Origin of the sequence: Pseudomonas bijieensis (assembly GCF_013347965.1) — a bacterium.
GTDB classification, from domain to species: domain Bacteria; phylum Pseudomonadota; class Gammaproteobacteria; order Pseudomonadales; family Pseudomonadaceae; genus Aquipseudomonas; species Aquipseudomonas bijieensis.
This window is the reverse complement of the sequence record NZ_CP048810.1, coordinates 3,185,988-3,203,868: the sequence shown is the minus strand read 5'-3', so window position 1 is coordinate 3,203,868 and position 17,881 is coordinate 3,185,988. Positions and strand designations below refer to the sequence as shown.

At 58.6% G+C, this 17,881-nt stretch carries 16 protein-coding genes and 1 tRNA gene; 13 read left to right on the top strand and 4 right to left on the bottom strand.

All coding sequences use genetic code 11. The features are described 5' to 3' along the window. Positions 1-2 precede the first annotated feature (2 nt). The 8 genes from rimP to GN234_RS14020 all read left to right on the top strand — a co-directional run bounded on the left by rimP (position 3) and on the right by GN234_RS14020 (position 8,925). Positions 3-461: a ribosome maturation factor RimP gene (rimP, locus tag GN234_RS14055; RefSeq protein ID WP_053118762.1), complete on the top strand. Its 459-nt coding sequence runs from the start codon at positions 3-5 to the stop codon at positions 459-461. 59 nt (positions 462-520) lie between these two features. Further along, positions 521-2,002 carry a transcription termination factor NusA gene (nusA, locus tag GN234_RS14050; RefSeq protein ID WP_003177868.1) on the top strand — a complete coding sequence of 494 codons (1,482 nt, stop codon included), beginning with the start codon at positions 521-523 and terminating at the stop codon, positions 2,000-2,002. 27 nt (positions 2,003-2,029) lie between these two features. Continuing rightward, on the top strand, positions 2,030-4,549 hold the full coding sequence (gene infB, locus GN234_RS14045; RefSeq protein WP_109753488.1) for a translation initiation factor IF-2: 2,520 nt from the start codon (positions 2,030-2,032) through the stop codon (positions 4,547-4,549). Between the two features lie 159 nt (positions 4,550-4,708). After that, positions 4,709-5,110, top strand: coding sequence for a 30S ribosome-binding factor RbfA (rbfA, locus tag GN234_RS14040; protein ID WP_003177871.1), 402 nt, complete (start codon positions 4,709-4,711; stop codon positions 5,108-5,110). A gap of 3 nt (positions 5,111-5,113) precedes the next feature. Next, complete coding sequence (gene truB / locus GN234_RS14035; RefSeq protein WP_109753489.1) at positions 5,114-6,031, top strand: tRNA pseudouridine(55) synthase TruB; 918 nt, start codon at positions 5,114-5,116, stop codon at positions 6,029-6,031. Positions 6,032-6,173: 142 nt separating this feature from the next. Then, entirely contained in the window at positions 6,174-6,443 is a 270-nt protein-coding gene (rpsO, locus tag GN234_RS14030; protein ID WP_039592311.1) for a 30S ribosomal protein S15, read from the top strand. Between the two features lie 175 nt (positions 6,444-6,618). Beyond that, on the top strand, positions 6,619-8,724 hold the full coding sequence (gene pnp, locus GN234_RS14025) for a polyribonucleotide nucleotidyltransferase (protein WP_003197725.1): 2,106 nt from the start codon (positions 6,619-6,621) through the stop codon (positions 8,722-8,724). Positions 8,725-8,849: 125 nt separating this feature from the next. Further along, positions 8,850-8,925 (top strand) — tRNA-Thr (locus tag GN234_RS14020). A gap of 155 nt (positions 8,926-9,080) precedes the next feature. Here the strand turns inward: GN234_RS14020 and GN234_RS30040 are convergent. Continuing rightward, positions 9,081-9,308: a hypothetical protein gene (locus GN234_RS30040; RefSeq protein WP_233459545.1), complete on the bottom strand. Its 228-nt coding sequence runs from the start codon at positions 9,306-9,308 to the stop codon at positions 9,081-9,083. A 408-nt stretch (positions 9,309-9,716) separates the two neighbouring features. Beyond that, positions 9,717-10,253, bottom strand: coding sequence for a TetR/AcrR family transcriptional regulator (locus tag GN234_RS14010; protein WP_109753490.1), 537 nt, complete (start codon positions 10,251-10,253; stop codon positions 9,717-9,719). Positions 10,254-10,378: 125 nt separating this feature from the next. On the opposite strand from GN234_RS14010, the gene GN234_RS14005 reads away from it, so the two are divergent. From GN234_RS14005 to GN234_RS13995, 3 genes are all read left to right on the top strand, one after another. Further along, positions 10,379-11,023 (top strand): glutathione S-transferase, encoded by a 645-nt coding sequence (locus GN234_RS14005; protein WP_109753491.1) that lies wholly within the window; start codon positions 10,379-10,381, stop codon positions 11,021-11,023. A 72-nt stretch (positions 11,024-11,095) separates the two neighbouring features. Next, positions 11,096-12,067, top strand: coding sequence for an alpha/beta fold hydrolase (locus GN234_RS14000; protein WP_109753492.1), 972 nt, complete (start codon positions 11,096-11,098; stop codon positions 12,065-12,067). Positions 12,068-12,180: 113 nt separating this feature from the next. Further along, a complete protein-coding gene (locus tag GN234_RS13995) occupies positions 12,181-13,179 on the top strand; it encodes a quinone oxidoreductase family protein (protein WP_109753493.1) in 999 nt (332 codons plus the stop codon). Between the two features lie 184 nt (positions 13,180-13,363). On the opposite strand, the gene GN234_RS13990 is transcribed toward GN234_RS13995, so the two are convergent. Next, positions 13,364-13,909: a hypothetical protein gene (locus tag GN234_RS13990; protein ID WP_176688633.1), complete on the bottom strand. Its 546-nt coding sequence runs from the start codon at positions 13,907-13,909 to the stop codon at positions 13,364-13,366. Between the two features lie 304 nt (positions 13,910-14,213). On the opposite strand from GN234_RS13990, the gene GN234_RS13985 reads away from it, so the two are divergent. Next, positions 14,214-14,519, top strand: coding sequence for a DUF6388 family protein (locus GN234_RS13985; RefSeq protein ID WP_109753495.1), 306 nt, complete (start codon positions 14,214-14,216; stop codon positions 14,517-14,519). A 38-nt stretch (positions 14,520-14,557) separates the two neighbouring features. Here the strand turns inward: GN234_RS13985 and nadC are convergent, their stop codons facing one another. After that, the gene (gene nadC / locus GN234_RS13980; RefSeq protein ID WP_176688632.1) at positions 14,558-15,406 is read right to left on the bottom strand and encodes a carboxylating nicotinate-nucleotide diphosphorylase; all 849 of its coding nucleotides are present in this window, start codon (positions 15,404-15,406) and stop codon (positions 14,558-14,560) included. A gap of 226 nt (positions 15,407-15,632) precedes the next feature. Between nadC and GN234_RS13975 the strand changes: the two genes are divergently transcribed. Further along, positions 15,633-17,846, top strand: a complete 2,214-nt coding sequence (locus GN234_RS13975) for a DUF1631 domain-containing protein (RefSeq protein WP_176688631.1) — start codon at positions 15,633-15,635, stop codon at positions 17,844-17,846. Positions 17,847-17,881 lie beyond the last annotated feature (35 nt).

Here is a 17,881-nt window from a genome sequence, read left to right as displayed (position 1 = left end):
AGGTGTCGAGCAAGCTAGAACAGTTGCAGGCCTTGTTGGCCCCGGTGGTCGTGGCCCTTGGCTATGAATGCTGGGGTATTGAGTTTTCGGCTCAAGGTCGCCACTCACTGTTGCGCGTTTATATCGATAAGGAAGGCGGCGTGTTGGTGGATGATTGCGCCATCGTCAGCCGTCAGATCAGCGGTGTACTGGATGTTGAAGATCCAATCACCTCCGAATACACCCTTGAAGTTTCCTCGCCTGGCATGGAGCGCCCCCTGTTCACTCTTGAACAGTTCGCTTTGTTTGCCGGTGAACAAGTGAAGATCAAGCTGCGCTCGCCTTTCGAAGGTCGACGCAACTTCCAAGGCCTTCTGCGCGGTGTAGAAGAACAGGACGTCGTGGTGCAGGTAGATGACCATGAGTTCCTGTTGCCGATCGATATGATCGACAAGGCCAACATTATTCCCAGTTTTGACTGATACGTGCCAGATACTGCGGATCCCGCGGATCCAATGGCTTGCGAAAGGCGAGGCGTACGATGAGCAAAGAAGTACTGCTGGTTGTTGAGTCGGTATCCAATGAAAAGGGCGTACCGGCTAACGTTATTTTTGAAGCGCTGGAGCTGGCCCTGGCCACTGCTACCAAGAAGCGGTTTGAAGACGAAGTTGATTTGCGTGTGGAAATCAATCGCCACACGGGTGCCTACGAGACTTTCCGTCGCTGGACGGTAGTCGAGGAAGCCGACCTGGACGATCCGGCTATCGAAACCTGGCCGAGCAAGGTTGCAGAAACGCACCCGGGTGCCAAGGTCGGTGATGTCGTCGAAGAAAAAATCGAATCCATTGAGTTCGGTCGCATCGCTGCACAGACTGCCAAGCAGGTTATTGTGCAGAAAGTTCGCGAAGCCGAACGCGCGCAAGTCGTCGACGCTTATCGCGAGCGCCTGGGGGAAATCATCTCCGGCACCGTGAAAAAAGTGACCCGCGACAACGTGATCGTCGACCTGGGCAACAACGCTGAAGCGTTGCTGGCTCGCGAAGACATCATTTCTCGCGAAACTTTCCGGGTTGGCGTGCGTTTGCGTGCGCTGCTCAAGGAAATCCGCACCGAGAACCGCGGCCCACAGCTGATCCTGTCGCGTACCGCGCCGGAAATGCTGATCGAGTTGTTCCGCATCGAAGTGCCGGAAATTGCTGAAGGCCTGATCGAAGTCATGGCCGCCTCCCGTGATCCGGGATCGCGTGCCAAGATCGCGGTCCGCTCCAAGGACAAGCGCATCGACCCGCAAGGTGCTTGCATCGGCATGCGTGGTTCGCGTGTCCAGGCCGTATCCGGCGAGTTGGGCGGCGAGCGCGTGGACATCGTCCTGTGGGACGACAACCCGGCTCAGTTCGTGATCAACGCCATGTCGCCTGCTGAAGTGGCGGCAATTATCGTCGACGAAGATGCCCATGCCATGGACATCGCCGTTGGCGCAGACAATCTCGCTCAGGCTATCGGTCGTGGTGGTCAGAACGTGCGTCTGGCCAGCCAGTTGACTGGCTGGACCCTGAACGTGATGACCGAATCGGACATCCAGGCTAAGCAACAAGCGGAAACCGGCGACATCCTGCGCAACTTCATCGAAGAGCTCGAAGTCGATGAAGAACTGGCGCAGGTGCTGGTGGACGAAGGTTTTACCAGCCTGGAAGAGATTGCCTACGTACCGGTGGAGGAAATGCTCAACATCGACGGCTTTGACGAGGAAATCGTCAACGAGCTTCGCGCTCGGGCCAAGGATCGTTTGTTGACCAAAGCCATCGCTACTGAGGAAAAGCTGGCAGACGCCCATCCGGCCGAAGACCTGCTCTCGCTTGAGGGCATGGACAAGGATTTGGCGATGGAACTGGCGGTGCGCGGCGTAATTACCCGCGAAGACCTGGCCGAGCAGTCTATTGACGATCTGCTCGACATCGACGGCATTGACGATGATCGTGCCGGCAAGTTGATCATGGCCGCCCGAGCCCACTGGTTCGAGTAATTAGGCGCGGCCTGAGGAGAGAAGTGCATGACGCAAGTCACGGTGAAACAACTGGCCGATGAGGTCAAAACACCGGTAGAGCGCCTGTTGCAGCAGATGCGTGAGGCAGGTCTGCCGCACACCGCCGCCGAGGAACATGTGACCGACAGTGAGAAGCAGTCCCTGCTGACTCACTTGAAGAGCAGTCACAAGGCGAAAGTGGAAGAACCGCGCAAGATCACTCTGCAGCGTAAAACCACCAGCACCCTGCGTGTTGCCGGTAGCAAAAGCATCAGCGTTGAAGTACGCAAGAAGAAAGTCTTCGTACAGCGCAGCCCGGAAGAAATCGAAGCCGAGCGCAAACGCGAACAGGAAGAACGTCGCGCAGTAGAAAATGCTGCTCGTCAGAAGGCTGAAGAAGAAGCCAAGCGTCGCGCCGAAGAAGAAGCGCGCCGCCAGCCTGCTGCTGCGCAAACCGCTCCGGTGGAAGCTGTCGAGGCTGTTGCCCCGGTAGTCGAACCTGTGCGCGAAGCGGCTCCAGTCGTGGCGCCAGCTCCGGCTCCTGCCGATACTCGCAAGCGCGACGAACAGCGTCGTCCGGACAAGCCACGTGCCGACGACAATCGTCGTGGCAGCGGCGATGGCGAGCGCAAGAACGCGCCTCATCGTGCTTCGGTCAAGGAAAAGGCTCCAGCACCCCGTGTTGCGCCACGTACTACCGATGAAGAAAGCGATGGCTTCCGTCGCGGCGGTCGCGGCAAGGCCAAGCTGAAGAAACGCAACGCCCACGGTTTCCAGAGCCCTACCGGCCCTGTCGTGCGTGAAGTGAAGATCGGCGAGACCATCACTGTGGGCGATCTGGCCCAGCAGATGTCGGTCAAGGCTGCTGAAATCATCAAGTTCATGTTCAAGCTGGGTACGCCAGCCACCATCAACCAGGTACTGGACCAGGAAACTGCCCAACTGGTTGCTGAGGAGCTGGGCCACAAAGTGACCCTGGTCAGCGACACCGCCCTGGAAGATTCCCTGGCCGAGTCCCTGAAGTTTGAAGGTGAGGCGGTTTCCCGTGCGCCGGTCGTGACCGTCATGGGCCACGTCGACCACGGTAAAACCTCCCTGCTCGACTATATTCGTCGTGCGAAGGTTGCGGCAGGTGAGGCTGGTGGTATTACCCAGCACATCGGCGCCTACCACGTTGAAACCGACCGCGGCATGGTGACGTTCCTCGACACCCCGGGTCACGCTGCGTTTACCGCGATGCGTGCCCGTGGTGCCAAGGCGACCGACATCGTGATCCTGGTGGTTGCAGCGGACGACGGCGTGATGCCGCAAACCATCGAAGCCGTTCAGCATGCCCAGGCAGCTGGCGTGCCGCTGGTGGTTGCAGTGAACAAGATCGACAAGCCGGGCGCCGATCTCGATCGCATCCGCAGCGAACTGTCGGTCCACGGCGTGACCTCCGAAGAGTGGGGTGGCGACACTCCATTCGTTCCGGTCTCGGCCAAGATGGGTACCGGCGTTGACGAACTGCTCGAAGCCGTTCTGTTGCAAGCCGAGGTCCTGGAATTGACTGCTACGCCTTCGGCTCCTGGCCGTGGTGTGGTCGTTGAATCGCGCCTCGACAAGGGCCGTGGCCCTGTCGCGACCGTCCTGGTTCAAGACGGTACCCTGCGCCAAGGCGACATGGTGCTGGTCGGTTCGAACTACGGCCGCGTGCGTGCCATGCTCGACGAGAACGGCAAGCCAATCAAGGAAGCCGGTCCGGCTATCCCGGTCGAGATCCTCGGCCTGGACGGTACCCCGGACGCTGGCGACGAGATGAGCGTTGTGGCTGACGAGAAGAAAGCCCGTGAAGTGGCTCTGTTCCGTCAAGGCAAGTTCCGCGAAGTCAAACTGGCTCGTGCTCACGCCGGCAAGCTGGAAAACATCTTCGAGAACATGGGCCAGGAAGAGAAGAAGACGCTCAACATCGTCCTCAAATCCGACGTCCGTGGTTCGCTCGAAGCGTTGAACGGCGCCTTGAATGGCCTGGGTAACGACGAAGTGCAAGTGCGTGTGGTCGGTGGCGGTGTCGGTGGTATCACCGAGTCCGACGCCAACCTGGCACTGGCCTCCAATGCTGTACTGTTCGGCTTCAACGTGCGTGCCGATGCCGGCGCTCGCAAGATCGTCGAGCAGGAAGGCCTGGATATGCGTTACTACAACGTGATCTACGACATCATTGAAGACGTCAAGAAAGCGTTGACCGGTATGCTGGGCAGCGACGTCCGGGAGAACATCCTGGGTGTGGCCGAAGTTCGCGACGTGTTCCGTTCGCCGAAGTTTGGTGCCATCGCCGGTTGCATGGTGATCGAGGGTGTCGTTCACCGTAACCGTCCGATCCGTGTATTGCGTGAAGACATCGTGATCTTCGAAGGCGAGCTGGAATCCCTGCGCCGCTTCAAGGATGACGCTTCCGAAGTACGTGCCGGCATGGAATGCGGTATTGGCGTCAAGAGCTACAACGACGTCAAGGTCGGCGACAAGATCGAAGTCTTCGAGAAGGTTCAGGTTGCTCGCAGCCTCTAACTCGCGCACTTCAAGAGCCGCACCGGGCAGCCGCACGAATATGCGCCGCCTCGCTGCCGGACTCTAAACGCAACGCCCGGTCTGGCTTTTGCCAGGCCGGGCGTTTGCCGCTTTCAGACCTCACGGGTTTGACCGTGGGGCAGTAACAGGTAACAAGACATGGCAAAAGAATACAGCCGTACCCAACGAATCGGCGATCAGATGCAGCGCGAGCTGGCCCAACTGATCCGTCGCGAAGTCAAAGACCCGCGCGTCGGCCTGGTCACCATTACCGCTGTGGAAGTCAGCCGTGACGTCGGTCACGCGAAGATTTTCATCACCGTGATGGGCCAGGACAGCGCCGAAGAAATCGCCCAGAGCATCAAGGTGCTCAACTCGGCCGCCGGCTTCCTGCGTATGCAGTTGGCCCGGGAGATGAAGCTGCGCAGCGTCCCACAGTTGCACTTCCACTACGACGAAAGCGTCGTGCGCGGTGCGCATCTGTCGGCCCTGATCGAGCGCGCCGTGGCTGAAGACAGTCAGCACCCGGTTGCGGCTGAACCCGAAGACACCAAGGAGTAATCGGTGGCTCAGGTCAAACGCATCCGTCGTAACGTCAGCGGCATCATCCTGCTCGACAAGCCGCTGGGGTTCACCTCCAACGCGGCGCTGCAGAAGGTTCGCTGGCTGCTCAATGCCGAAAAGGCCGGGCACACTGGTAGCCTCGATCCGCTGGCCACCGGCGTGCTGCCGCTGTGCTTTGGCGAGGCGACCAAGTTCTCCCAGTACCTGCTCGATTCCGACAAGGGCTATGAGACCCTGGCGCAACTGGGCAAGACCACCACCACGGCGGATGCCGAAGGTGAGGTTCTGCTCGAACGCCCGGTGACCGTTGGTCAGGCCGATATCGAGGCTGTATTACCGGCTTTTCGTGGGCAAATCAGCCAGATACCGCCAATGTACTCAGCCCTCAAGCGTGATGGGCAGCCGTTGTATAAACTGGCCCGTGCCGGCGAAGTAGTGGAGCGCGAACCGCGTTCTGTTACTATTGCGCGCTTGGAATTGCTGGCCTTTGACGGTAATACTGCGCGGCTGGCTGTGGATTGCAGCAAGGGCACCTATATCCGCACCCTGGTGGAGGATATTGGTGAACGGCTCGGCTGTGGCGCGTACGTGGCAGAGTTGCGACGGACCCAGGCCGGGCCTTTTACGCTGGCCCAGACGGTCACGCTCGAAGAGCTCGAAGCGGTGCATGCCGAGGGTGGTAACGAAGCAGTCGATCGTTTCCTGATGCCATCGGATAGCGGGTTGCTGGATTGGCCGCTACTGCAATTCTCGGAACATAGCGCGTTCTACTGGCTCAACGGCCAGCCGGTACGTGCCCCGGATGCGCCGAAATTCGGCATGGTCCGGGTACAGGATCACAACGGTCGCTTCATCGGTATTGGTGAAGTGAGTGAAGACGGGCGTATTGCGCCGCGTCGACTGATTCGGTCGGAATGACCGGAACCAGCCTGCGTAACAGCAGGTTGGCGAGTGTGGCTGTTAACAGGCACGGTCACTACTCATTTATAGATACAGGGATTTGTCCCTGGCCTGTTGGTACGGTTTCCCTGGAGACGGTACCTCACAAGAGGAAAGCCACATGGCACTCAGCGTTGAAGAAAAAGCTCAGATCGTGACCGACTACCAGCAAGCTGTTGGTGATACTGGTTCGCCAGAAGTGCAAGTTGCACTGCTGACCGCCAACATCAACAAACTGCAAGGTCACTTCAAGGCCAACGGTAAAGACCACCACTCCCGTCGTGGTCTGATCCGCATGGTAAACCAGCGTCGCAAGCTGCTGGATTACCTCAAGGGCAAAGACGTTAATCGTTACAGCACCTTGATCGGCCGCCTGGGCCTGCGTCGCTAATCAGCGATTGCGCTATGAGGTTGGTTGTCTGCCAGTTGCCCGCGTTTTGCGCTGGCAGCCGGCAGGCTCCCAGCCTCAAGTTTTATCTGGACAGTCGTTGGGCCGATTCCCCGCACTGCCCAAGAATTTCGCAAGAAGACAAGTTCCCCAAGAGCCACAAAGAAGGTAGGACACCGTGAACCCGGTAATCAAAAAATTCCAATTCGGTCAGTCGACCGTTACCCTCGAGACTGGCCGTATCGCCCGTCAGGCCTCCGGCGCAGTGCTGGTCACCGTTGACGACGACGTCAGCGTATTGGTGACCGTTGTCGGTGCCAAGCAAGCCGATCCAGGCAAGGGCTTTTTCCCTCTGTCTGTTCACTACCAGGAAAAGACTTACGCTGCCGGTAAGATCCCTGGCGGTTTCTTCAAGCGTGAAGGCCGTCCTTCCGAGAAAGAAACCCTGACTTCCCGACTGATCGACCGTCCGATCCGTCCGCTGTTCCCTGAAGGTTTCATGAACGAAGTGCAGGTTGTCTGCACCGTCGTGTCCACCAGCAAGAAAACCGATCCGGACATCGCTGCGATGATCGGTACCTCGGCTGCCCTGGCCATCTCCGGCATTCCTTTCGATGGCCCGATCGGCGCTGCCCGCGTCGCGTTCCACGAAAGCACCGGCTACCTGCTGAACCCGACCTACGAGCAACTGAAGGCATCGAGCCTGGACATGGTCGTGGCCGGTACTTCCGAAGCCGTGCTGATGGTTGAATCCGAAGCCAAGGAACTGACCGAAGACCAGATGCTGGGCGCCGTGCTGTTCGCCCACGACGAGTTCCAGGTGGTGATCAACGCCGTCAAGGAACTGGCCGCCGAAGCCGCCAAGCCAACCTGGACCTGGGCTCCACAAGCCGAAGCCACCGAACTGCTGGGCGCGATCCGTGCCGAGTTCGGCGAAGCGATCTCCCAGGCCTACACCATCACCGTCAAGGCCGACCGTTATGCACGCCTGGGTGAGCTGAAAGACCAGGTCGTTGCCAAGCTGTCCGGCGAAGAAGGCCAGCCATCGGCCAGCGACGTCAAAGCCGCTTTCGGTGAAATCGAATACCGCACCGTTCGCGAAAACATCGTCAACGGCAAGCCGCGTATCGACGGTCGCGACACTCGCACCGTGCGTCCGCTGAACATCGAAGTCGGCGTCCTGCCGAAGACCCACGGTTCGGCACTGTTCACCCGTGGCGAGACCCAGGCCCTGGTCGTTGCCACACTGGGCACCGCCCGTGACGCGCAACTGCTCGACACCCTGGAAGGCGAAAAGAAAGACCCGTTCATGCTGCACTACAACTTCCCTCCGTTCTCGGTGGGCGAGTGTGGTCGCATGGGTGGCGCCGGTCGCCGCGAAATCGGCCACGGTCGTCTGGCCCGTCGTTCGGTCCAGGCCATGCTGCCTGCCGCTGATGTGTTCCCGTACACCATTCGCGTGGTCTCGGAAATCACCGAGTCCAACGGCTCGAGCTCGATGGCTTCGGTCTGCGGCGCTTCCCTGGCCCTGATGGACGCCGGTGTGCCGATGAAGGCGCCGGTTGCCGGTATCGCCATGGGCCTGGTGAAGGAAGGCGAGAAATTCGCCGTCCTGACCGACATCCTGGGTGACGAAGACCACCTGGGCGACATGGACTTCAAAGTGGCCGGTACCGCCAAGGGCGTCACCGCACTGCAGATGGACATCAAGATCAAGGGCATCACCGAAGAGATCATGGAAATCGCCCTGGGCCAAGCCCTGGAAGCGCGCCTGAACATCCTCGGCCAGATGAACCAGATCATCGGTCAGTCTCGCACCGAGCTGTCGGAAAACGCTCCGACCATGATCGCGATGAAAATCGACACCGACAAAATCCGTGATGTCATCGGTAAAGGCGGCGCGACCATCCGTGCGATCTGTGAAGAAACCAAGGCTTCGATCGACATCGAAGACGACGGCTCGATCAAGATCTTCGGCGAAACCAAGGAAGCGGCAGAAGCAGCACGCCAGCGCGTCCTGGGCATCACTGCCGAAGCCGAGATTGGCAAGATCTACGTCGGCAAGGTTGAACGCATCGTCGACTTCGGCGCCTTCGTCAACATCCTGCCGGGCAAGGACGGTCTGGTCCACATCTCCATGCTGAGCGATGCTCGCGTCGAGAAAGTGACCGACATCTTGAAAGAAGGCCAGGAAGTGGAAGTGCTGGTGCTGGACGTGGACAACCGCGGCCGTATCAAGCTGTCCATCAAAGACGTGGCAGCAGCCAAGGCATCGGGCGTTTAATCACTCCCTCGCTTAGCCGCTGAACAAGCAAACGCCCCGACTGGTTCGGGGCGTTTTGCTGTGTGGTGAAAATCCCTGTGTCGCAGGTTGCCTGGCCACGGGGGACGGTGCTAGTTTTAGCCACCGCCCGTGTAGCTCAGCCGGTAGAGCAGCGCACTCGTAACGCGAAGGTCGCAGGTTCGATTCCTGTCTCGGGCACCATCTTGCATTCCACAGAGCGCTTTTGAGTTCTTTGGAAGTCTTGAAAAACCTGCCTTCTGACGGTTTTTTTCGTTTCAGCTATTCCGTTGGAATGCGATCGGTGCAGGGGGCCAGTTGAGGTTGCCGCTGAAGAGGCCGAAATCGACTCAAAGCGGTCAATTACCGCAACCTGAAAAGGGCTTTATCTGCTGAATAGCTCCTTGTGTAACAGTCATCGGTGGCCGTCCCGTGACTTCGCCAATGATGAAATCCTCACCTCCGTGCTGGTAGTCCTTCGCAACTTCCAGCAGATGCTGAATGAGAAAAGGCTGTAGGCCATCGCTCTCCAATTCCTGGCGGTATTGATCCAGTGTTGTCGCCACGTACTTGATCTCACGATCCAAGACTTTGCCGACTGCATCAGCTATGGACTGTTGGTTCAGTTCAATCGGACCGTGTAGCGGGTAAGTCTTGCCCTTGTGGGGTTAAGGGGTTTCCAGGATGGCTGCGATTAGTCGAGCCTGATCCTCGGCTGCGATCGGGGCATGGCGACCTGAGCCAAACGGTAGGCGAATCTCTCCGTGTTCAACGATATGCTTACGCCAGTGCGGATAGATCAGCCACTGTGCAAAGGAAGTCGGTTGCAAGTGCGTCACATCCACACCCGACCAGTCAAACACTCGCTCCGCAGTGTAATGATCAAGGGCCGCGTGACTCTTGGCCACGCGACGTGCGGAAATCTGAGACGCGTTTACAGGCGAGCGACTGCTGTGGTTTCTGTGGCTGTCGCCCGTTATCAGAGTGGTTGCAAGCTAAGGTAGCAGGCCCATCGAGCGATAGGTTTCGATCGTTTGGTCAAAAACACTGATGTCGTCACGCCCACGCGCGATCAACTGAGCGCCTTCCACTGCCGCATAAATCGCTAGCGCCTGCTGCTGCCGTTCTTCTTGGTTCAACTGCGGCCGGCAAACGGACAACACTTCCGATAACCATCGGACATTGAGTGAGTTAAAGGCTTCGACCTCTGTCCTAACCTCCGGCGGCAGGTCGTCGAATTCGGCGGACATGATTCCGCAAAGGCACATGCGGTTATCGTTCACCAGCGCCAGGCGAAAAATGTCGGTGTATCCCTTCATCCACACGCGAAGGTCATCGGAACGGGTCCGCAAACCCTCGAGGTACTCCTGACCGTCTTCGGTGTAACGCTTGGCCAGCGCGGCACCCAGGTCGCCTTTGGTAGGGAAATGGTAATGAATGCTAGCGCTCTTGATGCCTACCTCTTTGGCTAGCTCACGAAAGCTCAAACCGTTGTAGCCCCGGGTCTGCACCATGGTTCGGGCGACTTGCATGATCGTTTCTCGCGTATCCGTCGTCACAAATTTACCTTCCTATCGATAGATAGATGTTGACAGTGAAAATATTCTTGCCGTAGTTTATACCTATCGATAGGTAGATAGATAGGTAAGGCATTTGTATGAAGGTTTTCGATATTCCCGGGTTCCCGAATCCTCTGCGTGTTCGCATTGTCCTGGCTGAAAAAGGCTTGGACTCGCAAGTGGAGTTCATCAAGATCGATCTGCCCGCGGCAGAGCACAAGCAACCTGCATTCCTGGCCATCAACCCGCTGGGCACTGTTCCCGTTCTTCAACTGGATGACGGCACCAACATTTCCGAGTGCACCGCGATCACCGAGTATCTGGACAATCTGGACGGAGAGCCGATTCTCACAGGCACAACGCCAAAGGAGAAGGCCATCATTCATATGATGCAGAAACGCGCGGAGTCAGAGCTGGTCGATCCGGTCGGGATCTATTTCCACCATGCCACGCCGGGACTCGGTGCTGCACTGCAGCCGTATAAAAGTCCGGAATGGGAAGGGCGTGTCGATTGGGGTAACCGCCAGCGCGACAGAGCGGTCGACGGAATGAAGTATTTCGATTATGTCCTCCGCAACCAGCCCTATATCGCCGGGGAGCAATTTTCCATGGCCGACATCACCGTATTCGCGGGGCTTGTGTTCGCCGGGTTCGCTTCTATCGCCATTCCCGAAGAATGCACCGCGCTCCTGGCCTGGCAAATCAAGGTGCAGCAACGCCCTAGCGTGAAAAATCCCGCTTGATTCTGCTCCGCCCCCATCTGCAACCCGTCCGGGGCGGACCTTATACCCACCTTTTGTATCAGGTACATCTCTATGACCGCTCTCAACACCCGTGGGGCGTTGCGCCGTACGTTCGCCCTCGTCACGCTGGCGGCTGCCTGCTCGACGCTGACTGTTCAGGTCAGCGCCTCCCCGGCAAAGCACAAAGTGGCTTCCAGCTACACCCATCAAACCGCGCCGACCCAATTCGTCGAAGTTGATGGTGCGCGCTTGGCTTACCGTCGTTTTGGCAAAGCCGGTGGCGTACCGTTGGTGTTTCTCCAGCATTTCGTCGGCAACCTCGACAGTTGGGACCCGAAAGTCATAGACGGTTTTGCCCATGATCGCGAAGTCATACTTTTCGACAATGCCGGCGTCGCCAGCTCAAGCGGTGAAGTGCCGAATAATATCCAGGGCATGGCCAAATACGCCGCCGGGCTGCTCCAGCGGTTGGGTGTAACCAAGGCTGATGTGCTTGGTTTTTCCATGGGCAGTCTGATCGCCCAGCAAATGACGCTTGATCATCCGGAACTGGTACGTCGACTGATTCTGGTCGGCTCCTCACCTCGCGGTGGCGTAGGCATGTCTTCGCTGACGCCCGAGTTCCAAGGCTACCTGGCGAAAAAGCGCGACGTACCGGATGAGCTGCTGTTGGACGTATTTTTCACCCAAACTGCAGAAAGCCAGGCCGCTGGACGTGAATTTCTTACCCGTCTGCGTGCACGTAAGGTCAATCGGGATGTCGACGTCGATAGCAAGACCGCACCAGCGCAAGCCGCGGCCATAGCAGGCTGGGGAGCGCGGATAGACAACGCCAACGACTACCTGAAGGCCATCAAGCAACCGACGCTAGTAGTCGCCGGCAGCCACGATATTGTCTTCTACAGCGTCAATGACGTGACCTTGCAGCAGACGTTGCCCAATGCCCAATTGGTGATCTACCCGGATTCAAACCATGGCGCGATCTATCAATACCCGGATCTGTTTTTGAAACACGCTACGTTGTTTCTCAATGGGGTGAAGTAATTGAAACATTGCGCTGACGATTTGCTCGGCAGCACACGCCGCACCACTGATTAGGCTCCAAGTCGGGCCTGCGTCTACAGATCTGACGAGCGAAGAATCCAGGGTCTCAGATTATGAAAGCAATTCAGTTCCGTAGCTTCGGCGGCCCCGAAGTGCTCGAGTACGTCGACTTGCCAACGCCCGTGCCGGGGCCCGGCGAGGTATTGATAGACACCTCTGCGATCGGGGTGAATTTTCCAGATATTCGTGAACGGTTGGGCATGTATAACCGGCCCGAAACACGCGTTGGTGGTGTTACGCTGCCACATGTCGCCGGACTTCAGGTGGTCGGACGCGTTTCGGAAACAGGGGAGGGTGTTGACCCTGGTGTCGTCGGTCGCAAGGTCATGGCGCTCATGTCCAAAGGCGCATACGCACAGCAGGCTATCGCTCGCGTGAACATGCTGGTTACGCTGGATGAGATGGCAAACGATGTCGCAATGGCTGGCCTGCCTTGTCAGGGGGTTACTGCGTACCTCGCTTTACGCGTATGCGCACATCTGCAAGCAGGTGAAAACGTTTTGATTCAGGGGGCCGCCGGCGGTGTCGGGAGCCTGGCTGTACAGATCGCCAAAGCCATGGGCGCACAGTTGGTTTTCGGTACGGCCAGCACTGAAAGTCGACGCGCATTCGTGCGCGGCCTTGGGGCTGACCATGCCATTGCCTACGACACTCCTCAGTGGCCGCAACGCGTTCTGGAGCTGACAGCGGGGCGCGGGGTGAATGTGATCCTCGAGACGATCGGCGGCGAGGTGTTCGATCAGAACTTTGAGTGCCTCGCTACGCTTGGGCGTTGTGTGGTGGTGGGCTCCACGCGGGGTCCAGGCGAGGCATTGGCGCCTCGTCGGTTGATGGCCAAAGCGCAAACCTTGGCCGGCGTTTACCTACCGACGTTCTTTCAGCGCCCAGCGTTGATTCGCGAGGCTTTGGAGTTCCTCGCTGACGGCGTTTCAAGCGGCGTGATCAAACCCGTCATCGGCGCGACGCTCCCCTTAAGCGAAACGGCCCTGGCTCATGCCTTATTGGAACGAAGGGAAGTGCAAGGCGTCATTGTGCTGGATCCAAACCTCTAAGAGTGGATCACCGATCCCCCGGAATTTTCTTGCGAACTAGGGACGCAGGAGTGTCTGCGTCCCAGTCGTACCATTGGAAAGCCCAATGAGGGTACACCTAGAGGTAGAGAAATTTTCTAACTTAAAAATTTCCTTCTTTATGTTCAGAGGCAAAGAGGAGGATCGATTCCGGTTTCGCCTCTCGTTATTTCACTTTCCTGCTCAGCTCCTCGACCGTGCGTTTGAGCTGGTCCATCTGACCGTCCTGATCGCTGAGCTCCCGTTTCAGGGACGAAATCTCGCTGTTGCTCGAACTCGAACTGGAGCCGCTATTGCGCTTGAGTTCTTCCACTTGTTTGCCAAGGTCCTTCAGATCGTCTTGCTGTTCCTTGATCGTGCGCTTGAGTTCATCAATCTCCTTGCTGCTGGAGGTGGAGCTGGAGCCGCTGTTGCGCTTGAATTCTTCGATCAGGCGGGCCTGCTCGCTGAGGGTGCGCTTCTGGTTTTCCAGTTCGGCGGCGTTATCCCTGACTGCTTCTGGCAAGTTTTCCAAGTCACCCACGCTGATATTGGTCTTGATGAGAACATCTTTATCAAATGAGTTGCGGAGCACGGGGATTGTGTCGGAAGGCAAAGGTGTACCGGAGCTAACTTCGACAGCCGCTTGAGCAAGGCCGGCCAAGCTCAGGCTGCCGAGCAGCAAGGTCGCGGTAGCAAGCCGAGTCAACGAACGTTTCGAAAAGCTGTGCATCACTAGGGTTCCTTGTGAAGTGCCTATATGGCACATCGCTATGACTGGTTATTTTGACAGATGTTCCCAAGCCCGCCTGGTTTCTCATACGCATGGTTTTTTGTGGGATAGATGTAAAGAACCGTGTAAATCGTCGGCAAAACGTCCTATATTCGTTGCCTGCATGTGCATCGCCCAGCAGTTTTCAGATGATCCCCGAATGGTTCTGAAGGCCAGATAAACCGGGCTTCACACGGTTTTTTGCGTCAGAGAGATCCTTGATGATCCAGATCCATCTTCCATTCCCCAGATCAACGAGAACGCCATGACCGTTAAAGCATTGACCCAGGAAGCCAGGCACGAAGAAGCGCTGAAGAAGTACGTGCTGGATGCGCCCCAACTGCTGGAAGAGATCAAGGACTTGCCTGCCGATGATCAAAAAGACCAGATCCAGTGGGCGTTCGAGGATGAGGCCGAAGCCCAGGGCCTGCAGCCTTGGGAGTTGACGCTCAAGTACACCTGTACACCTGAAGAGTTCGAGGCGCAGCGCCTTGCATTGCACAAGGAAGCGGCCGAGGTGCTGGGTGTGGAATGGGATGAGTACTGCGAGATGAATAATCTGGTGGTCTGAAAAAAACGCCAGCCTTTCGAGGCTGGCGTTTTTCGTTGTCAGAGGCTCAAGCGCATCGACAGATCCACCGCCTTCACATCCTTGGTCATCGCCCCGATCGAGATGTAGTCCACCCCGGTCTCGGCAATCGGACGCAACGTGCTTTCGTTGATCCCGCCGCTGGCTTCCAACTTCGCCTTGCCGCCGTTCAGGCGTACGGCTTCCCGCATGTCGTCCAGGCTCAGTTCGTCGAGCATGATGATGTCGGCATTGGCCGCCAGCGCTTCTTTCAATTCCGCCAGGCTTTCCACTTCGACTTCCACCGGCTTGCCCGGTGCGATCTTGTGGGCGGCAGCGATGGCCTGGGCGATCCCGCCGCAGGCAGCAATGTGGTTTTCCTTGATCAGGAACGCATCGTACAGGCCGATGCGGTGGTTATGGCAGCCGCCGCAGGTGACGGCGTACTTCTGGGCCAGGCGCAGCCCGGGCAGGGTCTTGCGAGTGTCCAGCAGCTTGACCTGGGTGCCGGTGACAAAGTCGGCCAGGTAACGAGCTCGTGTGGCAACGCCCGAGAGCATTTGCAAAAAATTCAGTGCGCTGCGTTCGCCAGTCAGCAGCGAGCGGGCCGGGCCTTCGAGGTGGAACAGTGCCTGATCGGGGCTGACCCGGTCGCCGTCGTGCACTTGCCAATGCACTGCGACACGCGGATCCAGTTGCCGGAATACGGCATCGACCCAGGCCGTGCCGCTGATGATCGCCGCGTCGCGGGTGATGATGGTGGCCTTGGCCAGGCGTTCGGCGGGGATCAGTTGCGCGGTGATGTCGCCGCTGCCGATGTCTTCGAGCAACGCACGGCGCACGTTGGCTTCGATTTCGGCGGTCAGATCGGCGAGGCGTAGATTCGGCATAACAGGCTCCACAAACAAAGTGGCCTGATTATAGGGTGTCGAAACCTGCATTTGGTCGCGTCCTCGCAACATTTCCTCTTTTCGCCGGTCACTAATTGCGCCGTATTTCGAGCTGGATCACAGAGTCTACTGGTACGACGGGGTTCTTTTACCCGATAATCCGCCTTTCGATTGACGTCATGACTTTGACGTTACGAACCGAAGAAAGCCGTTTCAGGAGGCCAGGATGCACAACGACGGGAATGTAGTGCCTTTGCACAAGGTGTCTACCGATGAGGCGAATCGTTCGCCGCTCGCCCGCCTGCCTGTGATTCTGCTGCAGGTTCGCGACAAGGCTGCCCAGCAGCTGCGCCTGGGCTTGCAAGGGCTGTTCGATAACGCCGACGACACCTTGTTTGAAATGGCCGACCGCGCGCGCGACGACGTCGAGCAGAACCTGTACTTTGAGGCCATGCGGGACCTGCGCCTGAAACGCAAAAGTATCGAACGTGAATTTATCGAGCAGTTTTTCGAGACCTTCGTCAGCCTTGCCCAGTACGACCTGACCCACGTCACCTTGACGCCCAGCCTGGCGCCGGACAGCCAGACCCAGCGCTCCCAGGACGAGCTGGAGCGGCAGCTGGCGGTCGAGGCGATGGTCACTCGGGTGCTCAGGCGCGATGGCGTGGCGCTGGAACAACTGACGGCCCGACTCGGTGTGCTGCTGGCCCGACCGCTGTCCAACCAGCACAATCCCCTGAGCCCGGCACTGCTGTGCGAGAAGTTCCTGCAGGCCGGACGCAACCTGGGGGTGGGCATCAAGGTCAAGCTGATCCTGCTCAAGCTGTTCGAACGTTATGTGCTCAGCGAGTGCGACCAACTCTATACCGAGGCCAACCAACTGCTGGCCGCCACTGGCATCTTGCCGGAGCTCAAGGTTACGCCGGCGCGGCGCGCGTCGGATCGCTCCGAGGATCAGCCAAGGCCCAACGCCGAGATCGCTGCCAAGCCCAGCGATGGCGAGGTCGATGACAGCGTCCAGGAAGTGTTCGCCGCCTTGCAGAAACTGTTGATGCAAGTGCGTGGCAGCGTGGCGCCGACCCTGGAGCCCAGCGTACCGCCCCAGCCAATCTCCACGCGTGACCTGCTGCGGCTGCTCTCTCATTTGCAGCAATACGTACCGGCGCCTACCGTTCACGACGAATTCGACTTGCGTAGCCAGCTCGAACAGCTGTTGACCCGGGTCAGCGTCAGGAGTGGCAAGTCCCGGGTGGTCGAAGGCGCCGATGAAGACGTGATCAATCTGATCTCGATGATGTTCGAATTCATCCTCGACGATCACAACTTGCCGGACTCCTTCAAGGCTCTGATCGGCCGCCTGCAAATTCCGATGCTCAAGGTCGCGGTGCAGGACAAGAGCTTCTTCAGCCGCGGCAATCATCCGGCCCGGCGGCTGCTTAACGAAATCGCGGCTGCGGCCATGGGCTGGGGCGATTGCGACGATCATCAGCGCGACAGTCTGTACCTGCGCATCGAGCAGGTGGTGCAGCGCTTGCTGAATGATTTCGTCGATGACCCGGCCATTTTCTCCGAATTGCTGGCCGACTTCCTGGCCTTCACCAGTGACGAGCGGCGCCGCAGTGAGCTGCTCGAACAGCGTATCCGCGATGCCGAAGAGGGCCGGGCCAAGGCCGAACTGGCACGCCAGCGAGTCGAAGGGGCGCTGAACCAGGTGATGCTGGGCAAAGTCTTGCCGCAAGCGGTGGTGGAGTTCGTGCAACACGCCTGGAGCCAGGTGTTGTTGCTGACCTGTTTCAAGCACGGCAAGTATTCCGCCGAGTGGCAGGCCGACGTCCTGACCCTGGAGCAATTGATCTGGAGCGTCCAGCCTCACGACGAACCTGATGCCGGCCTGCGTTTGCTGGCGATGGTGCCGGAGCTGCTCAAGGCCCTGCGTGAAGGCCTGAGCCGTTCGGCGTTCGACCCGTTCGCCACCAGCGAGTTTTTCAGTGAGCTGGAAGTCCTGCATGTGCAGGCCCTCGAACGTACGGGCCAGGCAACGGAACAGGCCCAGCCGTTCGATTCGCCGGCCATGGTCGAGGTGCGGGACAGAATCGTCCTGCGCCCCCCGCAAAAATCGGCGGGAGAGAGCGTGGCGGTGCATTTGCCGGCGGATGATGTCGGCCTGCTGCAGGTCGACCAGTTGCACCTGGGGAGCTGGGTCGAGTTCCAGGAGGACGATGACAACACCTTGCGTTGCAAGTTGGCGGCGATCATCGAGGCCACCGGCAAATACGTCTTCGTCAATCGCACTGGCCTCAAGGTGCTGGAGCACAGCCGCACCAACCTGGCCCTGGAGTTTCGCCGGGGCGCGGCGCGGCTGTTGGACGACACCCTGTTGTTCGACCGCGCGCTGGAGTCGGTGCTGGGCAATCTGCGCCAGCTCAATCGCGGCAAGTGATCGCGCAGCCCGGTCCGATCACGGCATACTGGCGG

What these genes read in the sequence shown, in the direction of transcription:
- GN234_RS13990 (WP_176688633.1), bottom strand. Translation starts at nt 13,909, where the DNA reads ATGCACAGCTTTTCGAAACGTTCGTTGACTCGGCTTGCTACCGCGACC.
- rpsO (WP_039592311.1), top strand. Translation starts at nt 6,174, where the DNA reads ATGGCACTCAGCGTTGAAGAAAAAGCTCAGATCGTGACCGACTACCAG.
- GN234_RS14010 (WP_109753490.1), bottom strand. Translation starts at nt 10,253, where the DNA reads ATGCAAGTCGCCCGAACCATGGTGCAGACCCGGGGCTACAACGGTTTG.
- GN234_RS13985 (WP_109753495.1), top strand. Translation starts at nt 14,214, where the DNA reads ATGACCGTTAAAGCATTGACCCAGGAAGCCAGGCACGAAGAAGCGCTG.
- rbfA (WP_003177871.1), top strand. Translation starts at nt 4,709, where the DNA reads ATGGCAAAAGAATACAGCCGTACCCAACGAATCGGCGATCAGATGCAG.
- nusA (WP_003177868.1), top strand. Translation starts at nt 521, where the DNA reads ATGAGCAAAGAAGTACTGCTGGTTGTTGAGTCGGTATCCAATGAAAAG.
- GN234_RS14000 (WP_109753492.1), top strand. Translation starts at nt 11,096, where the DNA reads ATGACCGCTCTCAACACCCGTGGGGCGTTGCGCCGTACGTTCGCCCTC.
- infB (WP_109753488.1), top strand. Translation starts at nt 2,030, where the DNA reads ATGACGCAAGTCACGGTGAAACAACTGGCCGATGAGGTCAAAACACCG.
- GN234_RS13995 (WP_109753493.1), top strand. Translation starts at nt 12,181, where the DNA reads ATGAAAGCAATTCAGTTCCGTAGCTTCGGCGGCCCCGAAGTGCTCGAG.
- nadC (WP_176688632.1), bottom strand. Translation starts at nt 15,406, where the DNA reads ATGCCGAATCTACGCCTCGCCGATCTGACCGCCGAAATCGAAGCCAAC.
- GN234_RS14005 (WP_109753491.1), top strand. Translation starts at nt 10,379, where the DNA reads ATGAAGGTTTTCGATATTCCCGGGTTCCCGAATCCTCTGCGTGTTCGC.
- GN234_RS13975 (WP_176688631.1), top strand. Translation starts at nt 15,633, where the DNA reads ATGCACAACGACGGGAATGTAGTGCCTTTGCACAAGGTGTCTACCGAT.